General features: G+C 68.0%; 18 protein-coding genes. 14 read left to right on the top strand and 4 right to left on the bottom strand.

All coding sequences use genetic code 11. The features are described 5' to 3' along the window. The first annotated feature begins 372 nt into the window (after positions 1–372). Positions 373–1,248, top strand: a complete 876-nt coding sequence (locus tag AC3WMR_RS06555; RefSeq protein ID WP_492263706.1) for a LysR family transcriptional regulator — start codon at positions 373–375, stop codon at positions 1,246–1,248. Positions 1,249–1,341: 93 nt separating this feature from the next. Here AC3WMR_RS06555 and AC3WMR_RS06560 read toward each other — a convergent pair whose 3' ends face one another. Both AC3WMR_RS06560 and AC3WMR_RS06565 read right to left on the bottom strand, forming a co-directional pair. After that, complete coding sequence (locus AC3WMR_RS06560) at positions 1,342–2,184, bottom strand: bifunctional transcriptional activator/DNA repair enzyme AdaA (RefSeq protein ID WP_492263705.1); 843 nt, start codon at positions 2,182–2,184, stop codon at positions 1,342–1,344. 120 nt (positions 2,185–2,304) lie between these two features. Further along, entirely contained in the window at positions 2,305–3,042 is a 738-nt protein-coding gene (locus tag AC3WMR_RS06565; protein ID WP_492263704.1) for a glutamine amidotransferase, read from the bottom strand. Positions 3,043–3,210: 168 nt separating this feature from the next. On the opposite strand from AC3WMR_RS06565, the gene AC3WMR_RS06570 reads away from it, so the two are divergent. From AC3WMR_RS06570 to AC3WMR_RS06580, 3 genes are all read left to right on the top strand, one after another. Further along, positions 3,211–3,651, top strand: a complete 441-nt coding sequence (locus tag AC3WMR_RS06570) for an NfeD family protein (protein WP_492263703.1) — start codon at positions 3,211–3,213, stop codon at positions 3,649–3,651. 181 nt (positions 3,652–3,832) lie between these two features. Continuing rightward, the gene (locus AC3WMR_RS06575) at positions 3,833–4,759 is read left to right on the top strand and encodes an SPFH domain-containing protein (RefSeq protein ID WP_025138819.1); all 927 of its coding nucleotides are present in this window, start codon (positions 3,833–3,835) and stop codon (positions 4,757–4,759) included. Between the two features lie 26 nt (positions 4,760–4,785). Beyond that, the gene (locus AC3WMR_RS06580) at positions 4,786–5,976 is read left to right on the top strand and encodes a GGDEF domain-containing protein (RefSeq protein ID WP_492263702.1); all 1,191 of its coding nucleotides are present in this window, start codon (positions 4,786–4,788) and stop codon (positions 5,974–5,976) included. Positions 5,977–5,990: 14 nt separating this feature from the next. Here AC3WMR_RS06580 and smpB read toward each other — a convergent pair whose 3' ends face one another. After that, the gene (gene smpB, locus AC3WMR_RS06585; RefSeq protein WP_492263941.1) at positions 5,991–6,515 is read right to left on the bottom strand and encodes an SsrA-binding protein SmpB; all 525 of its coding nucleotides are present in this window, start codon (positions 6,513–6,515) and stop codon (positions 5,991–5,993) included. A 77-nt stretch (positions 6,516–6,592) separates the two neighbouring features. Here smpB and AC3WMR_RS06590 point away from each other — a divergent pair, with 77 nt between their 5' ends. The 7 genes from AC3WMR_RS06590 to AC3WMR_RS06620 all read left to right on the top strand — a co-directional run bounded on the left by AC3WMR_RS06590 (position 6,593) and on the right by AC3WMR_RS06620 (position 12,081). Further along, positions 6,593–7,027, top strand: coding sequence for a type II toxin-antitoxin system RatA family toxin (locus tag AC3WMR_RS06590; protein WP_006223413.1), 435 nt, complete (start codon positions 6,593–6,595; stop codon positions 7,025–7,027). After that, complete coding sequence (locus AC3WMR_RS06595; RefSeq protein ID WP_492263701.1) at positions 7,017–7,364, top strand: RnfH family protein; 348 nt, start codon at positions 7,017–7,019, stop codon at positions 7,362–7,364. The genes AC3WMR_RS06590 and AC3WMR_RS06595 overlap by 11 nt, the downstream gene beginning before the upstream one ends. A gap of 221 nt (positions 7,365–7,585) precedes the next feature. Further along, positions 7,586–8,740, top strand: coding sequence for an acyl-CoA dehydrogenase family protein (locus AC3WMR_RS06600; RefSeq protein WP_492263700.1), 1,155 nt, complete (start codon positions 7,586–7,588; stop codon positions 8,738–8,740). Then, the gene (locus AC3WMR_RS06605) at positions 8,737–9,912 is read left to right on the top strand and encodes an enoyl-CoA hydratase/isomerase family protein (protein WP_492263699.1); all 1,176 of its coding nucleotides are present in this window, start codon (positions 8,737–8,739) and stop codon (positions 9,910–9,912) included. Before AC3WMR_RS06600 ends, AC3WMR_RS06605 begins: the two co-directional genes overlap by 4 nt. Positions 9,913–10,003: 91 nt before the next feature. Then, positions 10,004–10,894, top strand: coding sequence for a 3-hydroxyisobutyrate dehydrogenase (mmsB, locus tag AC3WMR_RS06610; protein ID WP_175194289.1), 891 nt, complete (start codon positions 10,004–10,006; stop codon positions 10,892–10,894). A 1-nt stretch (position 10,895) separates the two neighbouring features. Beyond that, entirely contained in the window at positions 10,896–11,333 is a 438-nt protein-coding gene (locus AC3WMR_RS06615; protein WP_025138812.1) for a PaaI family thioesterase, read from the top strand. A 58-nt stretch (positions 11,334–11,391) separates the two neighbouring features. Further along, positions 11,392–12,081, top strand: coding sequence for a VIT1/CCC1 transporter family protein (locus AC3WMR_RS06620; protein ID WP_492263698.1), 690 nt, complete (start codon positions 11,392–11,394; stop codon positions 12,079–12,081). A 19-nt stretch (positions 12,082–12,100) separates the two neighbouring features. Here AC3WMR_RS06620 and ygfZ read toward each other — a convergent pair whose 3' ends face one another. Further along, complete coding sequence (ygfZ, locus tag AC3WMR_RS06625; RefSeq protein WP_492263940.1) at positions 12,101–13,099, bottom strand: CAF17-like 4Fe-4S cluster assembly/insertion protein YgfZ; 999 nt, start codon at positions 13,097–13,099, stop codon at positions 12,101–12,103. A gap of 157 nt (positions 13,100–13,256) precedes the next feature. Between ygfZ and mltG the strand changes: the two genes are divergently transcribed. From mltG to holB, 3 genes are read left to right on the top strand one after another with little or no spacing between them, the layout of a single operon-like run. After that, positions 13,257–14,396, top strand: coding sequence for an endolytic transglycosylase MltG (mltG, locus tag AC3WMR_RS06630; RefSeq protein WP_025138809.1), 1,140 nt, complete (start codon positions 13,257–13,259; stop codon positions 14,394–14,396). After that, entirely contained in the window at positions 14,393–15,016 is a 624-nt protein-coding gene (tmk, locus tag AC3WMR_RS06635) for a dTMP kinase (protein WP_025138808.1), read from the top strand. The genes mltG and tmk overlap by 4 nt, the downstream gene beginning before the upstream one ends. Beyond that, complete coding sequence (holB, locus tag AC3WMR_RS06640; RefSeq protein ID WP_492263697.1) at positions 15,013–16,062, top strand: DNA polymerase III subunit delta'; 1,050 nt, start codon at positions 15,013–15,015, stop codon at positions 16,060–16,062. Before tmk ends, holB begins: the two co-directional genes overlap by 4 nt. Positions 16,063–16,080: the final 18 nt, after the last annotated feature.

Below are 16,080 nucleotides of genomic sequence, written 5' to 3' on the forward strand. Positions count from 1 at the left end.
CCGCCCTTAAAAACCCGCGCCGTTTTCGGCGCGGGTTTTTTTATGGCTGTTCGTGTCTGTTCCAGGCGCGGTGTCTACGGCGGTGCCAGGAATCGGGGAGGGTTGATCCGGGAGGCCGGTTTCAGGCCCCGTTGGGCGGGACCCTGAAACGTTCGATGATGCGTTTCTCGGCGCGTGCCAGCCTGGCGCGCGCGGCGCTCGCCCAGCGTCGCAGGCGCCCGACGGGGCGGTTTGGCGGCAGGTCCTTGGCGGTCTGTTCGGCCGGGGCGCGTTGGGGGGAAGGCGGGGTGTCGGTGTGCATGGCCAGGATGTTCGGCGATGGGTTAGCATCCGTAAAGTTGACTTTATTTACTTGATTGGTCAGAAAAACTGATGCGTAACCTCAACCTCGATCAGATCCAGACCCTGGTGGCCATTGCGGACCTGGGCACGTTCGCCGCGGCCGCGCAGGCCTTGCACCTGGCTCCGCCGACCATCAGCCTGCACGTGAAAGAGCTGGAAGCGCGCTTGCAGGTCGCGCTGGTGGCGCGCGGACGCCGGCAGGCCGAATTGACGCCCGCGGGCATGGCGCTGGTGCAAGCGGGCCGCAAGCTGCTGTCGGCCAGCGATGACCTGGTTGACCTGGTGCGCCGTTGCGCGGCAGGCGGGGGCGGGGTGGTGAGGGTGGGGGTGTCTGCCGGGGTGGGCATGCGGCGGCTGCCGTTGATGCTCGATGCGCTGGGCCGGCGCAGTCCCGGGGTGGAACTGAAGCTGGAAGCGGTGGGCTCTGCCGAGGCGATGCTGCGCTTGCAGGCCGATACGCTGGATATCGGCATCGTTGCCAGCCCGCAGCCGGCCGCGGCGCGGGTGACGCTGATGCCTTGGCGCAGTGACCCGATGGTGGCGCTGATGCCGCCAGACTGGGATGCGCCGGAAACGGTCACGCCCGAGTGGCTCTCGAGCCGGCGCTGGGCGTCGTTTGCGCCGGGCACGCAGATGCACGGCCTGATTGCATCCTGGTTCGGCCAGGCGGGGCTGAACCCGCGGCCCTACCTGGCGCTGAGCTACCCCGAGGCCTTGAAGCGGCTGGCCGCGGCGAACCAGAGCGTGGCGATCCTGCCGCTGGAAGAGGTGGGCGATGAGCCGGACCGGGTGCGCCCTTTGTCGCCACCGCTCATGCGGCCGATGGCGCTGGCGTATCGCAATGCACCGGCCCCCGGGGATGCCGTGAGCGCGGTGCTGGAGGTATTGGCGGCGTTTGCGGGGTAGGGGCCGGGCAGGGGCCAGAAAGGGACGCGGCAATCATCACGCAAGGGCGCGGCCTGCCCGGAGCCGGACTGCCCGGAGCCGGGCGCCCAGGGACTAGGCCGCCAGCGCTTCGCGTTCGATCAGTTCGCGCTTGCGGTCGATGCCCCAGCGGTAGCCGGCCAGCGAGCCGTCGGTGCGCACCACGCGATGGCAGGGAATGGCCAACGCGATGTTGTTGGTGGCGCAGGCGCGGGCCACGGCGCGCACCGCGCTCGGGGCGCCAATGCGTTCGGCAATGTCGGTGTAGGTGGCGGTGGCACCCACGGGGATGTCGCGCAGGGCTTCCCAGACGCGGCGCTGGAAGGCCGTGCCGCGCACGTCCAGCGGCAGGTGCAGGCCCACCGAGGGATTTTCGACGAAGCCGACGACGGCCGCCATCCATTGCTCGAATTCGTGGTCGGCGCCGATCAGCCGGGCCGCCTTGAAGCGGTCTTGCAGGTTGCGTACGAGTTGTTCGGGGTCGTCGTGCAGGGCGATCTCGCAGATGCCGGTGTCGCTGGCGGCCACGAGCAGTGCGCCCAGCGAGCACTGGCCGACCGCGAAGCGGATCTCGACGCCGGCCCCGTCCTTGCGGAAGGCCGTGGGGGTCATGCCCAGGATGGCGGGCGCGGCCTCGTAGAAGCGGCCACTGGAATTGAATCCGGCGCCGTACATGGCGTCGGTGACGCTGGCGCCTTGCCGCAACTGCTGGCGTGCGCGGTCGGCGCGCAGCGCGGTGGCGTAGGCCTTGGGGGTGATGCCCGTGGCCGCCTTGAAAATGCGGTGGAAATGGAAGCGGCTCATGCCGGCCTGTTCGGCCAGCGTATTCAGGTCGGGCGGCTGTTCGGCTTCAAGCGCGCGGCAGGCGCGTTCGACGGCGGCGGCGTGCTGTTTGCTCAAGGGGGCGGCGTGGGTCATGAGGGGCTCCAGGGCGCGGGGATTGACGCGCTTTTGGGTATGTTCTCAAAGGCCGCCCCGTGCCGCACTCCGGTTGTTGCGGGCGGGCCCGCCGACCTGGGGCGCCGCCGGGCAGGGGATTCAGGCCGGCGCGTAGGCATCCAGGAAGCGGCGCACCAGTTCGCCAGAGACGGGCGTGGCGCGCACGTTGGCCGACAGCCCGGGCACGTCGAGGTTTTCGGCGGCATAGCGGCGGCCGAAGCGTTCGAGGTGAGCGCGGACGAAGTCGGGGCCGAATTCAGGGTGGAACTGGGTCGAGAAGATGTTGCGGCCGATGCGGATCATCTGGTGCTCGTCGAGGTCCGAGCGCGCCAGCACGGCCGAGCCGGGCGGCGGTTGCAGGACGGTCTGGGCGTGCAGCATCTGGGCGGGGAAGGTGAGGGGCAGGCCGGCCAGCAGCTTGTCGCCGGCGGCAGCGGGCAGCAATTCGACGGTCTGGGTGCCGACTTCGCGGCCGGCGGGGTTGTAGCCGACCTTGCCGCCCAGCGCGTGAGCCAGCAACTGGTGGCCGTAGCAGATGCCGAACATGGGCAGGCCGGCCGCGGCGGCTTCGCGCAGCCAGGCGGCGGTGTCTTCGCTCCAGGGTTCCAGGTCGGTGACCATGGCGGGCGAACCGGTGATGAGGGCGGCGCGGTATTGGCCAGGCGCGCGGGGGCGTTCGCCGTTGTGGACGGCGACGACTTCGAGGGCGTCGGATGCCAGGCCGGAGGCCCGGGCAAGTTGTTCGGCATAGCCGCCGAACTGGCTCTTGAGCGTGTCGTCCGGATCGCCCGTGTGCAGGATGAGGACGGGGCGGACTGAGGGTATTGCAGCGGTCATGGAGGCTTATGCGTTGAAGATGCCGGGCGCCGGAGTCGGGCCGGATGGCGAACGCCAGCGCACATCATAATCCAGGCGATTGTCCGGGAAGGGGCCGGATGGTCCCCGTTGTGTCCTGGAAATCCGTACAATCCGCTGAACGACTCATCCTTTCAGGCGAATTCGACTATGTGGATATGGCTGGGACTGGCCGCGCTGGCCCTTATCGGGGAATTGGCGACGGGAACGTTCTACTTGCTGCTGGTGGCGCTGGGACTGGCCGCCGGCGGTGTCGCGGCCTGGCTGCTGGCGGGCCTGGAATGGCAGCTGGTGGCCTGCGGCGTGGTGCTGCTGCTGGGCCTTTTGCTGCTGCGCAAGACGCGCGTGCTGAAAAAGCGCGAGGTCAATGCCGCCCGCAATGCCGACGTCAACCTGGATATCGGCCAGACCGTCAAGGTGGAAGCCTGGGCGGCGGACGGCTCGGCGCGCGTCTGGTACCGCGGCGCGCACTGGCAGGCACAACTGGCCGAGGGGCAGCCCGCCCATGCGGGCGAGCACATCATTACTGAAATGCGTGGCACATGCCTGGTCCTGACGCCCAAGGGCGATCTGGCCGGCGTCGCGCACTGACAAGGAACCCTCACGAAGGCATTCCCCCGATAAGGAATCCCCACGCGGCAAGTTGGCTTTGCCGCGTGGGCGGCTTCCATGCAAGACCCAGGCCCGCCCCAGGCGGCGCCGGCAGCAGCAGGCGCCCTGGCTATCGCGGCAGGAGCGCCACCGCATTCATCCAGAAGAGGCTCTACACATCATGATCGATACTTCCACTATCGTCCTGCTCGTCATCGTCGCGCTGGCGATCCTGATCGTCATCCGGGCGATCGCCATCGTTCCCCAGCAGCATGCCTGGGTGGTTGAACGACTGGGCAAGTTCGACCGCGTGCTGTCGCCGGGCGCCGGCTTCGTGATTCCGTTCATCGAACGCGTGTCCTACAAGCATTCGCTCAAGGAAATCCCGCTGGACGTGCCGAGCCAGGTCTGCATCACGCGCGACAACACCCAGCTGCAGGTGGACGGCGTGCTGTACTTCCAGGTGACCGACCCGATGCGCGCCTCGTACGGCTCGTCGAACTACATCTCGGCCATCACGCAGCTGGCGCAGACCACGCTGCGCTCGGTGATCGGCAAGATGGAACTGGACCGTACCTTCGAAGAACGCGATTCCATCAACAGCAACATCGTTTCGTCGCTGGACGAGGCTGCGCTGAACTGGGGCGTGAAGGTGCTGCGTTATGAAATCAAGGACTTGACCCCGCCCAACGAGATCCTGCGTTCGATGCAGGCGCAGATCACCGCCGAGCGTGAAAAGCGCGCGCTGATCGCGGCGTCCGAAGGCCGTCGCCAAGAGCAGATCAACATCGCCACCGGTGAGCGCGAAGCCGCCATCGCCCGTTCGGAAGGCGAAAAGCAGGCCCAGATCAACCAGGCCCAGGGTGAAGCCGCCGCGGTGCTGGCGATTGCGGAAGCCACCGCCAAGGCCATCACGCAAGTGGCCGACGCGGTGCGCCAGCCGGGCGGCATGGAAGCCGTGAACCTGAAGGTGGCCGAGCGTTACGTCGAAGCCTTCGGCAACGTGGCCAAGGAAGGCAATACGCTGATCCTGCCGGCCAACCTGGCGGACGTCGGCGGCATGATCGCGTCCGCCATGACCATCGTGAAGTCCACCCGCAACACCTGACCCGCGCGCCGCAAGGCGCACCGCCCATGATCGCTCCCGTTCATTTGCTGTCGATAGCAGTGCTGGCGGGGGTGCTGTCGCTTTGCGTGCTGGGGTCCCTGGCACGCAGCGGCATGGCGGGGATACCCGAGACCATACGCGCCAACCTGCTTACGCTGTTGGCGTTTTTTTTATTCGGCTTGCAAGTGACCGAGGCGCCGCGCTGGCTGTCGATCCTGCTGCCCAACGCGCTGATCGGCCTGGCGCTGTGCGCGTACTACACCGGCATTCGCCGCCTGATGGGCCAGCGCGTGCCCCGGCGCCTGATGCTGCTGGCCTGCGCCGCTGCCTGGCTGGTGGTGGCCGGCTATACCTATATCGACAGCCAGGTGGCGCCGCGCATCGTGGCCATGTCGACGCTGCAGATGGGCTTCATGTTCGCGGTCGCCATGGGCGTGCGCCGCGGCATGCCGGTAAACCGCTCGCGCTACAGCTATTACTTCGTGTGGTCGGTGGCGATGATCTCGGGCCTGACCTGCGGGCTGCGGTCGCTGGTGTTTGCGTCGGGAGTGGCCCCGGCGGAATCGCTGCTGGCACCCACCGCGTGGAACATCCTGTTCATGACGCTGGGCGTGCTGGCAATGCCTTGCCTGACGCTGGGCACCATCATGATCATCCACGACCGCATGCTGGCCGAACGCGAGCAAGAGGCCAGCACCGATTTCCTGACGGGGCTGATGTCGCGCAAGGCGTGGTGGCTGCAGGCCGAACGCTATTGCGCCCAGGCGCTGCGCACGCGCCGGCCGCTGGCGCTGATGGTGCTGGACATCGACCACTTCAAGCGCATCAACGATACGCACGGCCACGCGGCCGGGGACGCGGTCCTGCGCCATTTCGGGTTGCTGGCCACGGCCACGCTGCGCACGGGCGACCACGTGGGTCGGGTAGGGGGCGAGGAATTCAGCGTGCTGTTCGCCGACATGCGCAGCGACGCGGTGATGGACGTGGCGGACCGGCTGCTGGATTCGGTGCGGCGCACGCCCTGTGCACACGGCGGCAGCACGATCGCGTATACGTTCAGTGCGGGGGTGGTGGATTGGCTGCCGGGCGAGAACCTGCAAGCCTGTTTCGAGCGCGCCGACCGGATGCTGTATGCGGCCAAGCAGGCCGGGCGCAATCGAGTCGTGGGGCCGGGCAGCGCGGTCGTGGAGCTGCCCGCGCTGCCGGCGGCGGCCTAGGTGTCGGCGAGGCCCTAGTCGGCCTTGCGGGGCGCGCGGGTGTCGTGCTTCATGATGCGTTCTTTCTCGCGTTGCCAGTCTTTTTCGCGCGCCGTGTCGCGCTTGTCGAACAGCTTCTTGCCGCGGCCCAGCGCGAAGTCCAGCTTGATGCGGCCGTTCTTGTAGTGCAGGTTCAGCGGCACCAGGGTGTAGCCGCGCTGTTCGACCTTGCCGATCAGCTTGCTGATTTCCTCGGCCTTGAGCAGCAGCTTGCGCGTGCGCATGGCATCGGGGTGGATATGGGTGGACGCCGTGGGGAGCGGGCTGACGTGCATGCCCAGCAGGTACAGTTCACCATCGCGCACGATGACGTAGCTTTCCTTGAGCTGCACGCGGCCATCGCGGATCGCCTTGACTTCCCAGCCTTGCAGAACCAGGCCGGCCTCGTAGCGGTCTTCGATGAAATAGTCGTGCGTGGCCTTGCGGTTATCGATAATGCTCATCTTGTTTTGCCCATCTTTCTTCTTGGCCCATCTTGTAGGGGCGGCCGACTCGGCGATCGTGTGTATACCGCCGTTTTGGCCTGGAGGGCGCGGTGCCGGTAAAATCCTATCATTCTAGCCATTTGCGATAGTCGATGCACAAAGTACAGCGATCCGTCCTGGTGCCTTACAGCGCCGCCCAGATGTTCGACCTGGTGGCCGACGTGGAAAAGTACCCCGAGTTCATGCCGTGGTGTGGCGGCGCCGAGGTGCAGACCCGCGACGAACACGGCATGCAGGCCTCCATCCTCATCAGTTTCGCGGGGATGAAGCAACGCTTCACCACGCGCAACACGCACGTCTATCCGGACCGCATCGATCTGGAACTGGTCGACGGCCCGTTTTCCAGCCTGGTGGGGCACTGGGAATTCCAGCCGCTGGCCGAAGACGCGTGCAAGGTCTTGTTCACCATGGAATACGCGTTCTCGAACCGTGCGCTTGAAATGGTGGTGGGGCCGGTGTTCAACCGCATCGCCACCAGCTTCATTGATTCCTTCACCAAGCGGGCGCAGGCCAAGTATGGCGAATGAGGCACCTGGCGATGGCCTGATTGGCGTCAGCGTCTGTTATGCCTTGGCCGCCCAGGTCTGGCTGCGCGAACTGCGCCTGCCGGCCGGGTCGACGGTTGCCGATGCGCTGCAGGCCAGCGGCTTTGCACAGGCGTTTCCGGTGGTGCAACCCTGGGAGCGGGGCGTAGGCGTGTTTGGCCGTGCGGCCGAACCGCAGACCGTGCTGGCCGACGGCGACCGGGTCGAGATCTACCGCGGCCTGTCATTCGACCCGAAGGAATCTCGCCGCCGCCGCGCCGAACACCGGCGCGCCAAGACTGCCCGCAACGGGCGGGTGCGGCCGGCCGGGCTGCTGTAGCGAAGGCGTGCGGGGCGGCGCCTGGCGCCGTTGTCCATGCAGGCGGGGCAGCGCCGCCGCCACATTGTCATCAATAGGACAAATTCCGCCGCCGCTTCCGGCGTAACATTATCGTCACCGCACTTACGTTTACGTCAACGTCATGTCAAAATCGGCAGGCTGGCGTTCACGAGACGGCAGCAACGCCAACAGACAATACCCATAACACCAGGAGACAGGCTGTGGACTTGGAACTGACCGACGAGCAGCGCGCGTTCGCGCAGGCTGCGCGCGACTACGCGCAAGGTGAACTGGCGCCCCACGCGGCGCGCTGGGACGCCGAAGGCATTTTCCCCAAAGACGCGTTTGCGCGGGCCGGTGAAATGGGCTTTTGCGCCATCTACGCCAGCGAAGACATCGGCGGCCTGGGCCTGCCGCGCCTGGACGCCACGCTGGTGTTCGAGGAAATGGCCGCGGTGGACCCGTCGACCACGGCCTTCCTGACGATCCACAACATGGCCACCTGGATGGTGGGCAAGTGGGGCCAGCCAGCCCTGCGCGAGGCCTGGGGCCCGCTGTTGGCCAGCGGCCAGAAGCTGGCGTCCTACTGCCTGACCGAGCCGGGCGCCGGGTCCGACGCCGCATCGCTGTCCAGCCGCGCGCAGCGCCAGGGCGACCACTACGTGCTCAATGGCGCCAAGGCCTTCATTTCGGGCGGCGGCGATACCGACCTGCTGGTGGTGATGGCCCGCACGGGCGGCGAGGGCGCGGGCGGCATCAGCGCCTTTGCGGTGCCTGCCGACAGCGAGGGCATCAGCTATGGCCGCAAAGAAGAAAAAATGGGCTGGAACAGCCAGTCCACCCGGCCCATCGTGTTCGAGAACGTGCGCGTACCGGCGGCCAACCTGCTGGGCGAAGAAGGCGAAGGCTTCAAGATCGCCATGAAGGGCCTGGACGGCGGCCGCATCAACATCGGCACCTGCTCGGTGGGTGCGGCGCAGGGCGCGCTGGACGCGGCTCGGCGCTACATGGACGAGCGGCGCCAGTTCAACCGCCGCCTGGCCGAGTTCCAGGCGTTGCAGTTCAAGCTGGCCGACATGGCCACCCATCTGGTGGCGGCGCGGCAGATGGTGCGGCTGGCCGCCTGCAAGCTGGATGCGGGTGCGCCCGATGCGGCCACCTATTGCGCGATGGCCAAGCGCTTTGCCACCGACATGGGGTTCCAGATCTGCCTGGATGCCCAACAGATCCATGGCGGTTACGGCTACCTGCGGGACTATCCCTTGGAGCGTCTGGTGCGCGATACTCGCGTACATCAGATTCTGGAAGGGACGAACGAGATCATGCGTGTGATCATCGCCCGCCAATTGTTGGAAAAAGGAGCCGACATAAGATGACTGCACCGGTGCTGTTCGAAGAAAGAACCGCTGCCAACGGGATGCGCTTCGGGATTGCGACGCTGAATTCGCCGCAGACCCTGAACGGCCTGTCGCTGGACATGGTGGACCTGCTGGCCGAGCGCCTGGATGCCTGGGCGCGCGACCCGGGCTTGGCGCTGGTGGTGCTGCAAGGCGCGGGCGACAAGGCCTTTTGCGCGGGCGGCGACCTGCATGGCCTGTACCGCAGCATGACCGAGAACGCGGGCAAGGGCCCCTGGGGCAACGCCTACGCGCGCCGCTTCTTCGAGCATGAATACCGGCTCGACTACCGCATCCACAGCTACCCCAAGCCGGTGCTGTGCTGGGGCCATGGCATCGTCATGGGCGGCGGCATCGGCCTGATGATGGGCGCCAGCCACCGCGTGGTCAGCGAATCGTCGCGCCTGGCGATGCCGGAAGTGTCCATTGGTCTCTTCCCCGACGTGGGTGGCAGCTGGCTCTTGAACCGCATGCCTGGCCGTATCGGCGTGTTCCTGGCCCTGACGGGGGCGCAGATGAACACCGCCGATGCATTCTTTGCGGGGCTGGCGGATTTTCGCCTGAACCACGAAGACTGGCCCAAGCTGCTGGCATCGCTGCAAGAGCAACCGTGGGCCGGCCAGGCCACGGGCGGCGCCGAAGACGCGATTCCGCCGCGCTCGATCAATGATGGCCTGCTGCGCCGCGCCTTGACCGCGCTGGAACCTCAGACCCCGCTGGAAGGCGGCCATCTGCGTCAGCACTCGTTCCAGATCAACAGCATGTGCAGCGGCAATCGCCTGGACGAGATCGTCGAAGAACTGGCTACGCTGAAAGACCATGCCGACCCCTGGCTGGCGCGTGCTGCGACCACCATGCTGGCGGGTTCGCCAGGGTCGCTGCGCTTGTCGTTTGCGCTGCAGCAGCGCATGCGGCTGCGGTCGCTGGATGACGTGTTTCGCACCGAATACGTGGCGGCGCTGCATTGCGCGACCCATGGAGATTTTGCCGAGGGAATCCGCGCGTTGCTGATCGACAAGGATAAGAAGCCGCGCTGGAACCCGGCGACGCTGGATATGGCCAGCGAGGCCTGGGTGCAGAAGTTCTTCGAGGAACCCTGGCCCGATGGTGAGCCGCATCCGCTGGACGACCTGGGCAAGGAAGGCCGCTGATCTTCGCCCGCCGCGCCTGCGCGGCGGGCCCGCATTACGCAGCACACGATGATTTCATACCTACAGCAATAGCAACAGGAGACAGGACATCATGAGCAGTATCGCGTTTATCGGTTTGGGCAACATGGGCTCGCCCATGGCGTTGAATCTGGTCAAGGCCGGCCACAGCCTGACCGTGTTCGACCTGGTGCCGGCGGCGGTCAAGGTCTTGACCGATGCGGGGGCCAAGGCGGCCGCATCGGCGTCGGAAGCCGTCAAGGGCGCCGACGTCGTGATTTCGATGCTGCCCGCCAGCAAGCACGTCGAAGGCCTGTACCTGGGCGAAGACCTGCTGGGCAAGATTTCGTCTTCGGCGCTGGTCATCGAATGCAGCACCATTGCGCCGGATTCGGCCCGCAAGGTGGCGCAGGCGGCCGAAGTGCGCGGCATCGCCATGATCGATGCGCCGGTGTCCGGCGGTACCGGCGGCGCGGCAGCCGGCACGCTGACCTTCATCGTGGGCGGCCAGGTCGCCGCGCTGGAACGCGCCCGCCCGGTGCTGGAAAAAATGGGCAAGAACATCTTCCATGCCGGACCGGCAGGCGCCGGCCAGGTGGCCAAGATCTGCAACAACATGCTGCTGGGCATCCTGATGGCCGGTACGTCCGAGGCGTTGGCGCTGGGCGTGGCCAACGGGCTGGACCCCAAGGTGCTGTCGGACATCATCGCCAAGAGCTCGGGCCGCAACTGGGCCACCGAACTCTACAACCCGTGGCCTGGCGTGATGGAACACGCGCCGGCCTCCAAGGGCTATGCCGGCGGTTTCGGCGTGGACCTGATGCTCAAGGACCTGGGCCTGGCGGCCGAGGCCGCGCTGTCGGCGCGCGCCTCGATTCCGTTGGGCGAGCTGGCGCGCAACCTGTATTCGCTGCACAGCTCGGGCGGTTCGGGCAAGCTGGACTTCTCCAGCATCGTCAACCTGGTCAAGCGCGAACAGGACTGACATGGCGGCGCATCCGTCTTCCGCGGACCCCGCCGAACGCGTCAAGGCCAGCTTCGACCAGCAGAGCATCATGCGGCTGATCGGGGCCAGCCTGGACGTGGTCGAGCCGGGCAGGGTGGACATCGTCCTGCCTTACCGTCAGGACCTGTGCCAGCAGAATGGTTTCCTGCATGCCGGCATCTCCACCACCATCGCCGATTCGGCCGGCGGCTATGCCGCCTTCAGCCTGTTCCAGCCGGGCGAAGACGTGCTGACCTCGGAGTTCAAGATGAACTTCCTGGCGCCCGCCAAGGGTGACCGCTACGTGGCCAGCGGCCGCGTGGTCAAACCGGGCAAACGGCTGTCGATCTGCCAGGTCGAGGTGCATGCGTACGAGGGCGAACAAGCCACGCTTTGCGTGATAGGCTTGCTCACCGCGGTGCGCGTGACGCCGCGTTGATCCGCTTGCGGCGGGCATCCGCCGCAAGCTTTGTCGCGCCCTGAACAGGTCTTCGGCAATGCCCTCGAAAGAACACCACCGCATCTTCCGCAGCAACTGGCTGCGCGCCGCCGTGCTGGGCGCCAACGACGGCATCGTGTCCACCGCCAGCCTCATCACCGGGGTGGCCGCCGCGCAGGCCACGCACGGCGCGGTGCTGACCTCGGGCCTGGCCGGCCTGGTGGCCGGCGCCTTGTCGATGGCCGCGGGCGAATACGTGTCGGTGCGGTCGCAGGCCGATACCGAGGCCGCCGACCTGCGTCTTGAGCAACGTTCGCTCAGGCGCAATTCAGACGAAGAACTGGAAGAACTTATCGGTATCTACGTGGATCGGGGCCTGTCGCCGGACCTGGCCGGACAGGTGGCGCGGCAACTGACGCGCCACGATGCCCTGGACGCCCACGCGCGCGACGAACTTGGCATTTCAGTGCACAACCGCGCCCGGCCGGTGCAGGCCGCCGTGGCCTCGGCCGCGTCTTTCGCGGGCGGGGCGGCGTTGCCGCTGGCCGTGGCCGCGGTGACGCCCTTGCCGCATTTGATTCTGTGGGTGATCGGCGCGTCGGTGGCCTGTCTGGCCGCCCTGGGCGCATTGGCGGCGGGCGCCGGCGGCGCGCCCAAGGGGCCGGCGGCGCTGCGCGTGACCATCCTGGGGGCGTTGGCGATGGCGGCCACCGCGGGGGTGGGCGCCTTGTTCGGCACGGTGGTCTGAAACCCGGCCGACGCGGGAATTACGGCGTGATCGAATAGGGCAGCGGCTGGGCCGCAATGCGCGGGCCGTCGGCCGCGCCCAGCCGCAGGTCTCCTTCGGGCAGCGCGGCCAGCGTGGTTTCGAACAGCACCGACACGCCGCCTGGCGTCGCGGCCGCGTCGACGACGCGGCCGGTGGGTTCGCCCGGCTGGGTGGCATCGAACACGTCGGTGCCGGCCAGCGCGCCGTCTGCCAGGCCGGCGTCGGCGATGGTGCCGTAGGCCATGCGGCGCTTGACGGTGCCGCGGTAGTGGCTGCGCGCCACCACTTCCTGGCCGGGATAACAGCCCTTGGTGAAGCTCACGCCCTGGATCAGGTCCAGGTTGACCGTCTGCGGAATGAAGACGTCTTGCGTGGCCGTGGTGATCCAGGGGATGCCGGCGGCCAGGTCGGCGGCGTGCCATTGCGCGGCGGGGGCCAGGCCCAGCGTGGCGGCCAGCGGCGCGGCGGCGGCCAGTTGTTCGTCAGAGGCGATCCACCACCAGCGCAGCGTAGCGTCGGCCGAGGGCGCGGCGATCCAGGTGCCGGACGGCAGGTCGACGCGCTGCCAGGCGCTGCGCGGCAACGCGCCCGCAGCGGCTTCCAGCGCGGCCGCCTGGGCGTCGTCGGCCTGTACGCCGGCCACATGCAGGGGGGCGGGGGCCAGCTTGGCCTTGGCGCGCAGCACGAACATGGACAGGCGCTTGATCAGGGCGGCCGACAAGTCCTGGCGCACCAGACCGTAGAGTTGCGGGGCGTCGTCGGCGGCGGGGGCGCCGCGCCACATCACCAGGGTGGCCAGCAGGCGGCCCTTGGCGGTGCAGTAGCCGGCCAGGCGGGCGGCATCGGCGGACAGGCCGGTGACGTCTTGCGTCAACTGGCCATGCAGGAAGGTCAGCGCGTCGGCGCCGGCAGCGGCGAATACGGAAAAATCTTCCAAAGGCGCGCATTGGGCGCAACCTTCCGCGCGCACAGGGATCGAAGAATGGAATGCATGCATGGCGGCAAAGGCCCGTGACTCGTCATCAAAGGCTTGATGATAGCCGCCTTCCCCCTGATAGAGGCCCATGTCCCGGCTGGCCAAAGGGGCGCAATACGCGCTCTGGCCCTGGTTTTGCCGCGACAGGCCCGCGCGATCCATTAAACTCCCCACACTTATGAAGAAGCGACTCCGTTTTTACGTCCTGTGGTCTTTCCTGCTGCTCGTGCTGGCCGCCGCCGCTGCGGTCGGCGCCGCCTGGAGCTGGATGCACCGACCCCTGCATCTGTCGGCCGACAGGATCGATTTCGTGGTGGACCCGGGCAGCAGCCCGCGCACCGTCGTGCGCGCGTTGAACGCCGCGGGCGTGCCCGTCTGGGAACCCGGTTTTGTCTGGATGGCGCGGCTGACCGAGCAAGACAAATTGATCAAGGCCGGCGGCTACCAGGCCATCAATGGCGACACGCCGTGGCTGCTGCTGGAACGCATGGCGCGCGGCGACATGACCCAGCGCCAGATCACCTTCCTGGAAGGCTGGACCTTCCGCCAGATCCGCCAGGCGCTGCGCGAGAACCCGGACGTCAAGCAGACGCTGGGCGACATCAGCGATGAAGCGCTGATGGAACGCCTGGGGTCCGATATCAAGCATCCGGAAGGCCTGTTCTTCCCCGATACCTATATCTTCACGCCGGGCAGCACGGATTTCGACCTGCTGCGCCGCGCCTACCAGGAAGGCCAGCGCATCCTGGACGACACCTGGTCCAAGCGCCAGTCCGACCTGCCGGTGGCCACGCCCTATGAAGCGCTGGTGCTGGCGTCCATCATCGAAAAGGAAACGGGCCATGGGCCGGAACGCCGTCGCGTATCGGGTGTGTTCACCAACCGCCTGAAGATCGGCATGCTGCTGCAGACCGACCCCACCGTCATCTACGGCATGGGCGACGCCTACCAGGGCCGCATCCGCAAGCGCGACCTGCAGACCGATACGCCCTGGAACACCTACACGCGCCCGGGCCTGCCGCCCACGCCCATCGCGGCCCCCGGCCGGGCGGCGCTGCTGGCGGCGGTGCAGCCCGAGCAGCATAAATTCCTGTTTTTCGTATCGCGGGGCAACGGCACCAGCGAGTTCTCGGTCAACCTGAACGAGCACAACCGCAACGTGTCCCGCTACATCCTGGGCCAGACCCCGGCGGGCCGGCCCGCCGCGGCCACGCCCGCGCCCGCGGGTGCGCCCACCCCGGCGCCCGCCGCGCCGGCCCAGGCTCCCACTTCGACGCCGGATGCCGATCCGGCACCAGCACAAGGACAAGACCAATGACCTCACGCGGACGCTTCATCACGCTGGAGGGAGTGGACGGCGCGGGTAAAAGCACCCACACCGACTGGATCGCCGATTTCCTGCGCGGGCAGGGCCTTGAGGTTGTCTCGACCCGCGAGCCCGGCGGCACGCCGCTGGGCGAAAAGCTGCGCGCGCTGGTCTTGACCGACACGATGGGCCTGGACACCGAAACGCTGCTGATGTTCGCGGCGCGCTGCGAACATGCGCGCCAGGTCATCGAGCCGGCGCTGGCGCGCGGCGCCTGGGTGGTCTGCGACCGCTACACCGACGCCACCTACGCCTACCAGGGCGGGGGCCGCGGCCTGGGCGCTGAGCGCGTCGCCACCCTGGAAACCTGGATGCAGGCGGGCCAGCCCGACCGCACCTGGCTGTTCGATGTGCCGCTGGACGTGGCGCGGGCGCGGCTGGCCGATGCGCGCGAACCCGACCGGTTCGAGCGTGAGGGCGCCGCGTTCTTCGAGCGCACCCGCGCGGCCTACCAGGCGCGCGCCGCGGCCGATCCGGGCCGCATCCGCGTGATCGACTCGACCCGCACCATCGCCGCAATCCGCACCGACCTGGAAGCGGGCCTGCGCGAGCTGGTGGCAGCCCGCCCATGAGCGCGCCCCAGTTCCTGCCCTGGCAGATGGAGACGGCGCGGGCCTGGCTGGGCAACCGCGACCGCTTCGCCCATGCCTGGCTGGTGCACGGCCTGGCCGGCATCGGCAAGCTGGACTTCGCCATTGCCGCTGCCGCCAGCCTGCTGTGCGAAACCCCGCAAGACGGCCTGGCCTGCGGCCATTGCGCCGCCTGTGCCTGGTTCGCCAGCGGCAACCACCCCGACCTGCGCCGCATCCGGCCCGAGGCCGTGGCGGTCGAAGAGGGCGCCGACGCCGCTGAAGCGGCCGACGACGCCGAGCCGGCCACCGGCGCCGCCAAGAAGGCGCCGTCCAAGGAAATCCGCATCGACCAGATCCGCTCGCTGGAATCCTGGTTCAACACGGCCACCCACCGCGGGGGCTGGCGGGTGGCGCTGCTGTACCCGGCCCACGCGCTGAACGTGGTGTCGTCCAATGCCTTGCTCAAGGTGCTGGAAGAGCCGCCGCCGCACACCGTCTTCCTGCTGGTGGCCGACGCGCCCGACCGGCTGCTGCCGACGCTGGTGTCGCGCTGCCGCCGCCTGCCGCTGCCGGCGCCGGACCCGGACACCGCGCTGCAATGGCTGCGCGACCAGAACGTGGAGCCGGCGCGCGAATGGCTGGCCGCCGCGGGCGGGGCGCCGCTGGCCGCGCTGCGCCTGGCGCAGCACGCCGAAACCGCCTGCCCGCCGTGGTTGACCCAATTGATCGGCCCGCTGGCCAAGGGCCAGGCGCCCGATGTCGGCACCCTGGCCGAAGCGCTGGAAAAGATCGCGCCCGCCGAATGGATCGACGCGTTGCAGCGCCTGTACACCGACCTGATGCTGGCGGCGGCCGGCGCGCCGGTGCGTTACTTCCCGGCCCTGGCGGCCGGCGTGGCCCAGGTGGCCGCCCGCATGAACACCGCGCGCGTGGCCGAGTCCGCCCGCTGGCTGACGCGCCAACGGGCGCTGGCCACCCACCCCCTGAATGCCAAGCTTTTCGCCCACGCGACGCTGCAGCGCGTGGTGCTATCCTGCCAGGCGTAACCCGCCGCCGTCCGGCCC

The sequence above is a fragment of the Achromobacter sp. FW305-C-28 genome (genome assembly GCF_058783235.1).

Coding starts and splice junctions, on each gene's coding strand:
- AC3WMR_RS06555 (WP_492263706.1), top strand. CDS start 373: ATGCGTAACCTCAACCTCGATCAGATCCAGACCCTGGTGGCCATTGCG.
- AC3WMR_RS06575 (WP_025138819.1), top strand. CDS start 3,833: ATGATCGATACTTCCACTATCGTCCTGCTCGTCATCGTCGCGCTGGCG.
- ygfZ (WP_492263940.1), bottom strand. CDS start 13,099: ATGCATGCATTCCATTCTTCGATCCCTGTGCGCGCGGAAGGTTGCGCC.
- holB (WP_492263697.1), top strand. CDS start 15,013: ATGAGCGCGCCCCAGTTCCTGCCCTGGCAGATGGAGACGGCGCGGGCC.
- AC3WMR_RS06570 (WP_492263703.1), top strand. CDS start 3,211: ATGTGGATATGGCTGGGACTGGCCGCGCTGGCCCTTATCGGGGAATTG.
- tmk (WP_025138808.1), top strand. CDS start 14,393: ATGACCTCACGCGGACGCTTCATCACGCTGGAGGGAGTGGACGGCGCG.
- AC3WMR_RS06560 (WP_492263705.1), bottom strand. CDS start 2,184: ATGACCCACGCCGCCCCCTTGAGCAAACAGCACGCCGCCGCCGTCGAA.
- AC3WMR_RS06605 (WP_492263699.1), top strand. CDS start 8,737: ATGACTGCACCGGTGCTGTTCGAAGAAAGAACCGCTGCCAACGGGATG.
- AC3WMR_RS06590 (WP_006223413.1), top strand. CDS start 6,593: ATGCACAAAGTACAGCGATCCGTCCTGGTGCCTTACAGCGCCGCCCAG.
- AC3WMR_RS06615 (WP_025138812.1), top strand. CDS start 10,896: ATGGCGGCGCATCCGTCTTCCGCGGACCCCGCCGAACGCGTCAAGGCC.
- mltG (WP_025138809.1), top strand. CDS start 13,257: ATGAAGAAGCGACTCCGTTTTTACGTCCTGTGGTCTTTCCTGCTGCTC.
- mmsB (WP_175194289.1), top strand. CDS start 10,004: ATGAGCAGTATCGCGTTTATCGGTTTGGGCAACATGGGCTCGCCCATG.
- AC3WMR_RS06620 (WP_492263698.1), top strand. CDS start 11,392: ATGCCCTCGAAAGAACACCACCGCATCTTCCGCAGCAACTGGCTGCGC.
- AC3WMR_RS06580 (WP_492263702.1), top strand. CDS start 4,786: ATGATCGCTCCCGTTCATTTGCTGTCGATAGCAGTGCTGGCGGGGGTG.
- AC3WMR_RS06595 (WP_492263701.1), top strand. CDS start 7,017: ATGGCGAATGAGGCACCTGGCGATGGCCTGATTGGCGTCAGCGTCTGT.
- AC3WMR_RS06565 (WP_492263704.1), bottom strand. CDS start 3,042: ATGACCGCTGCAATACCCTCAGTCCGCCCCGTCCTCATCCTGCACACG.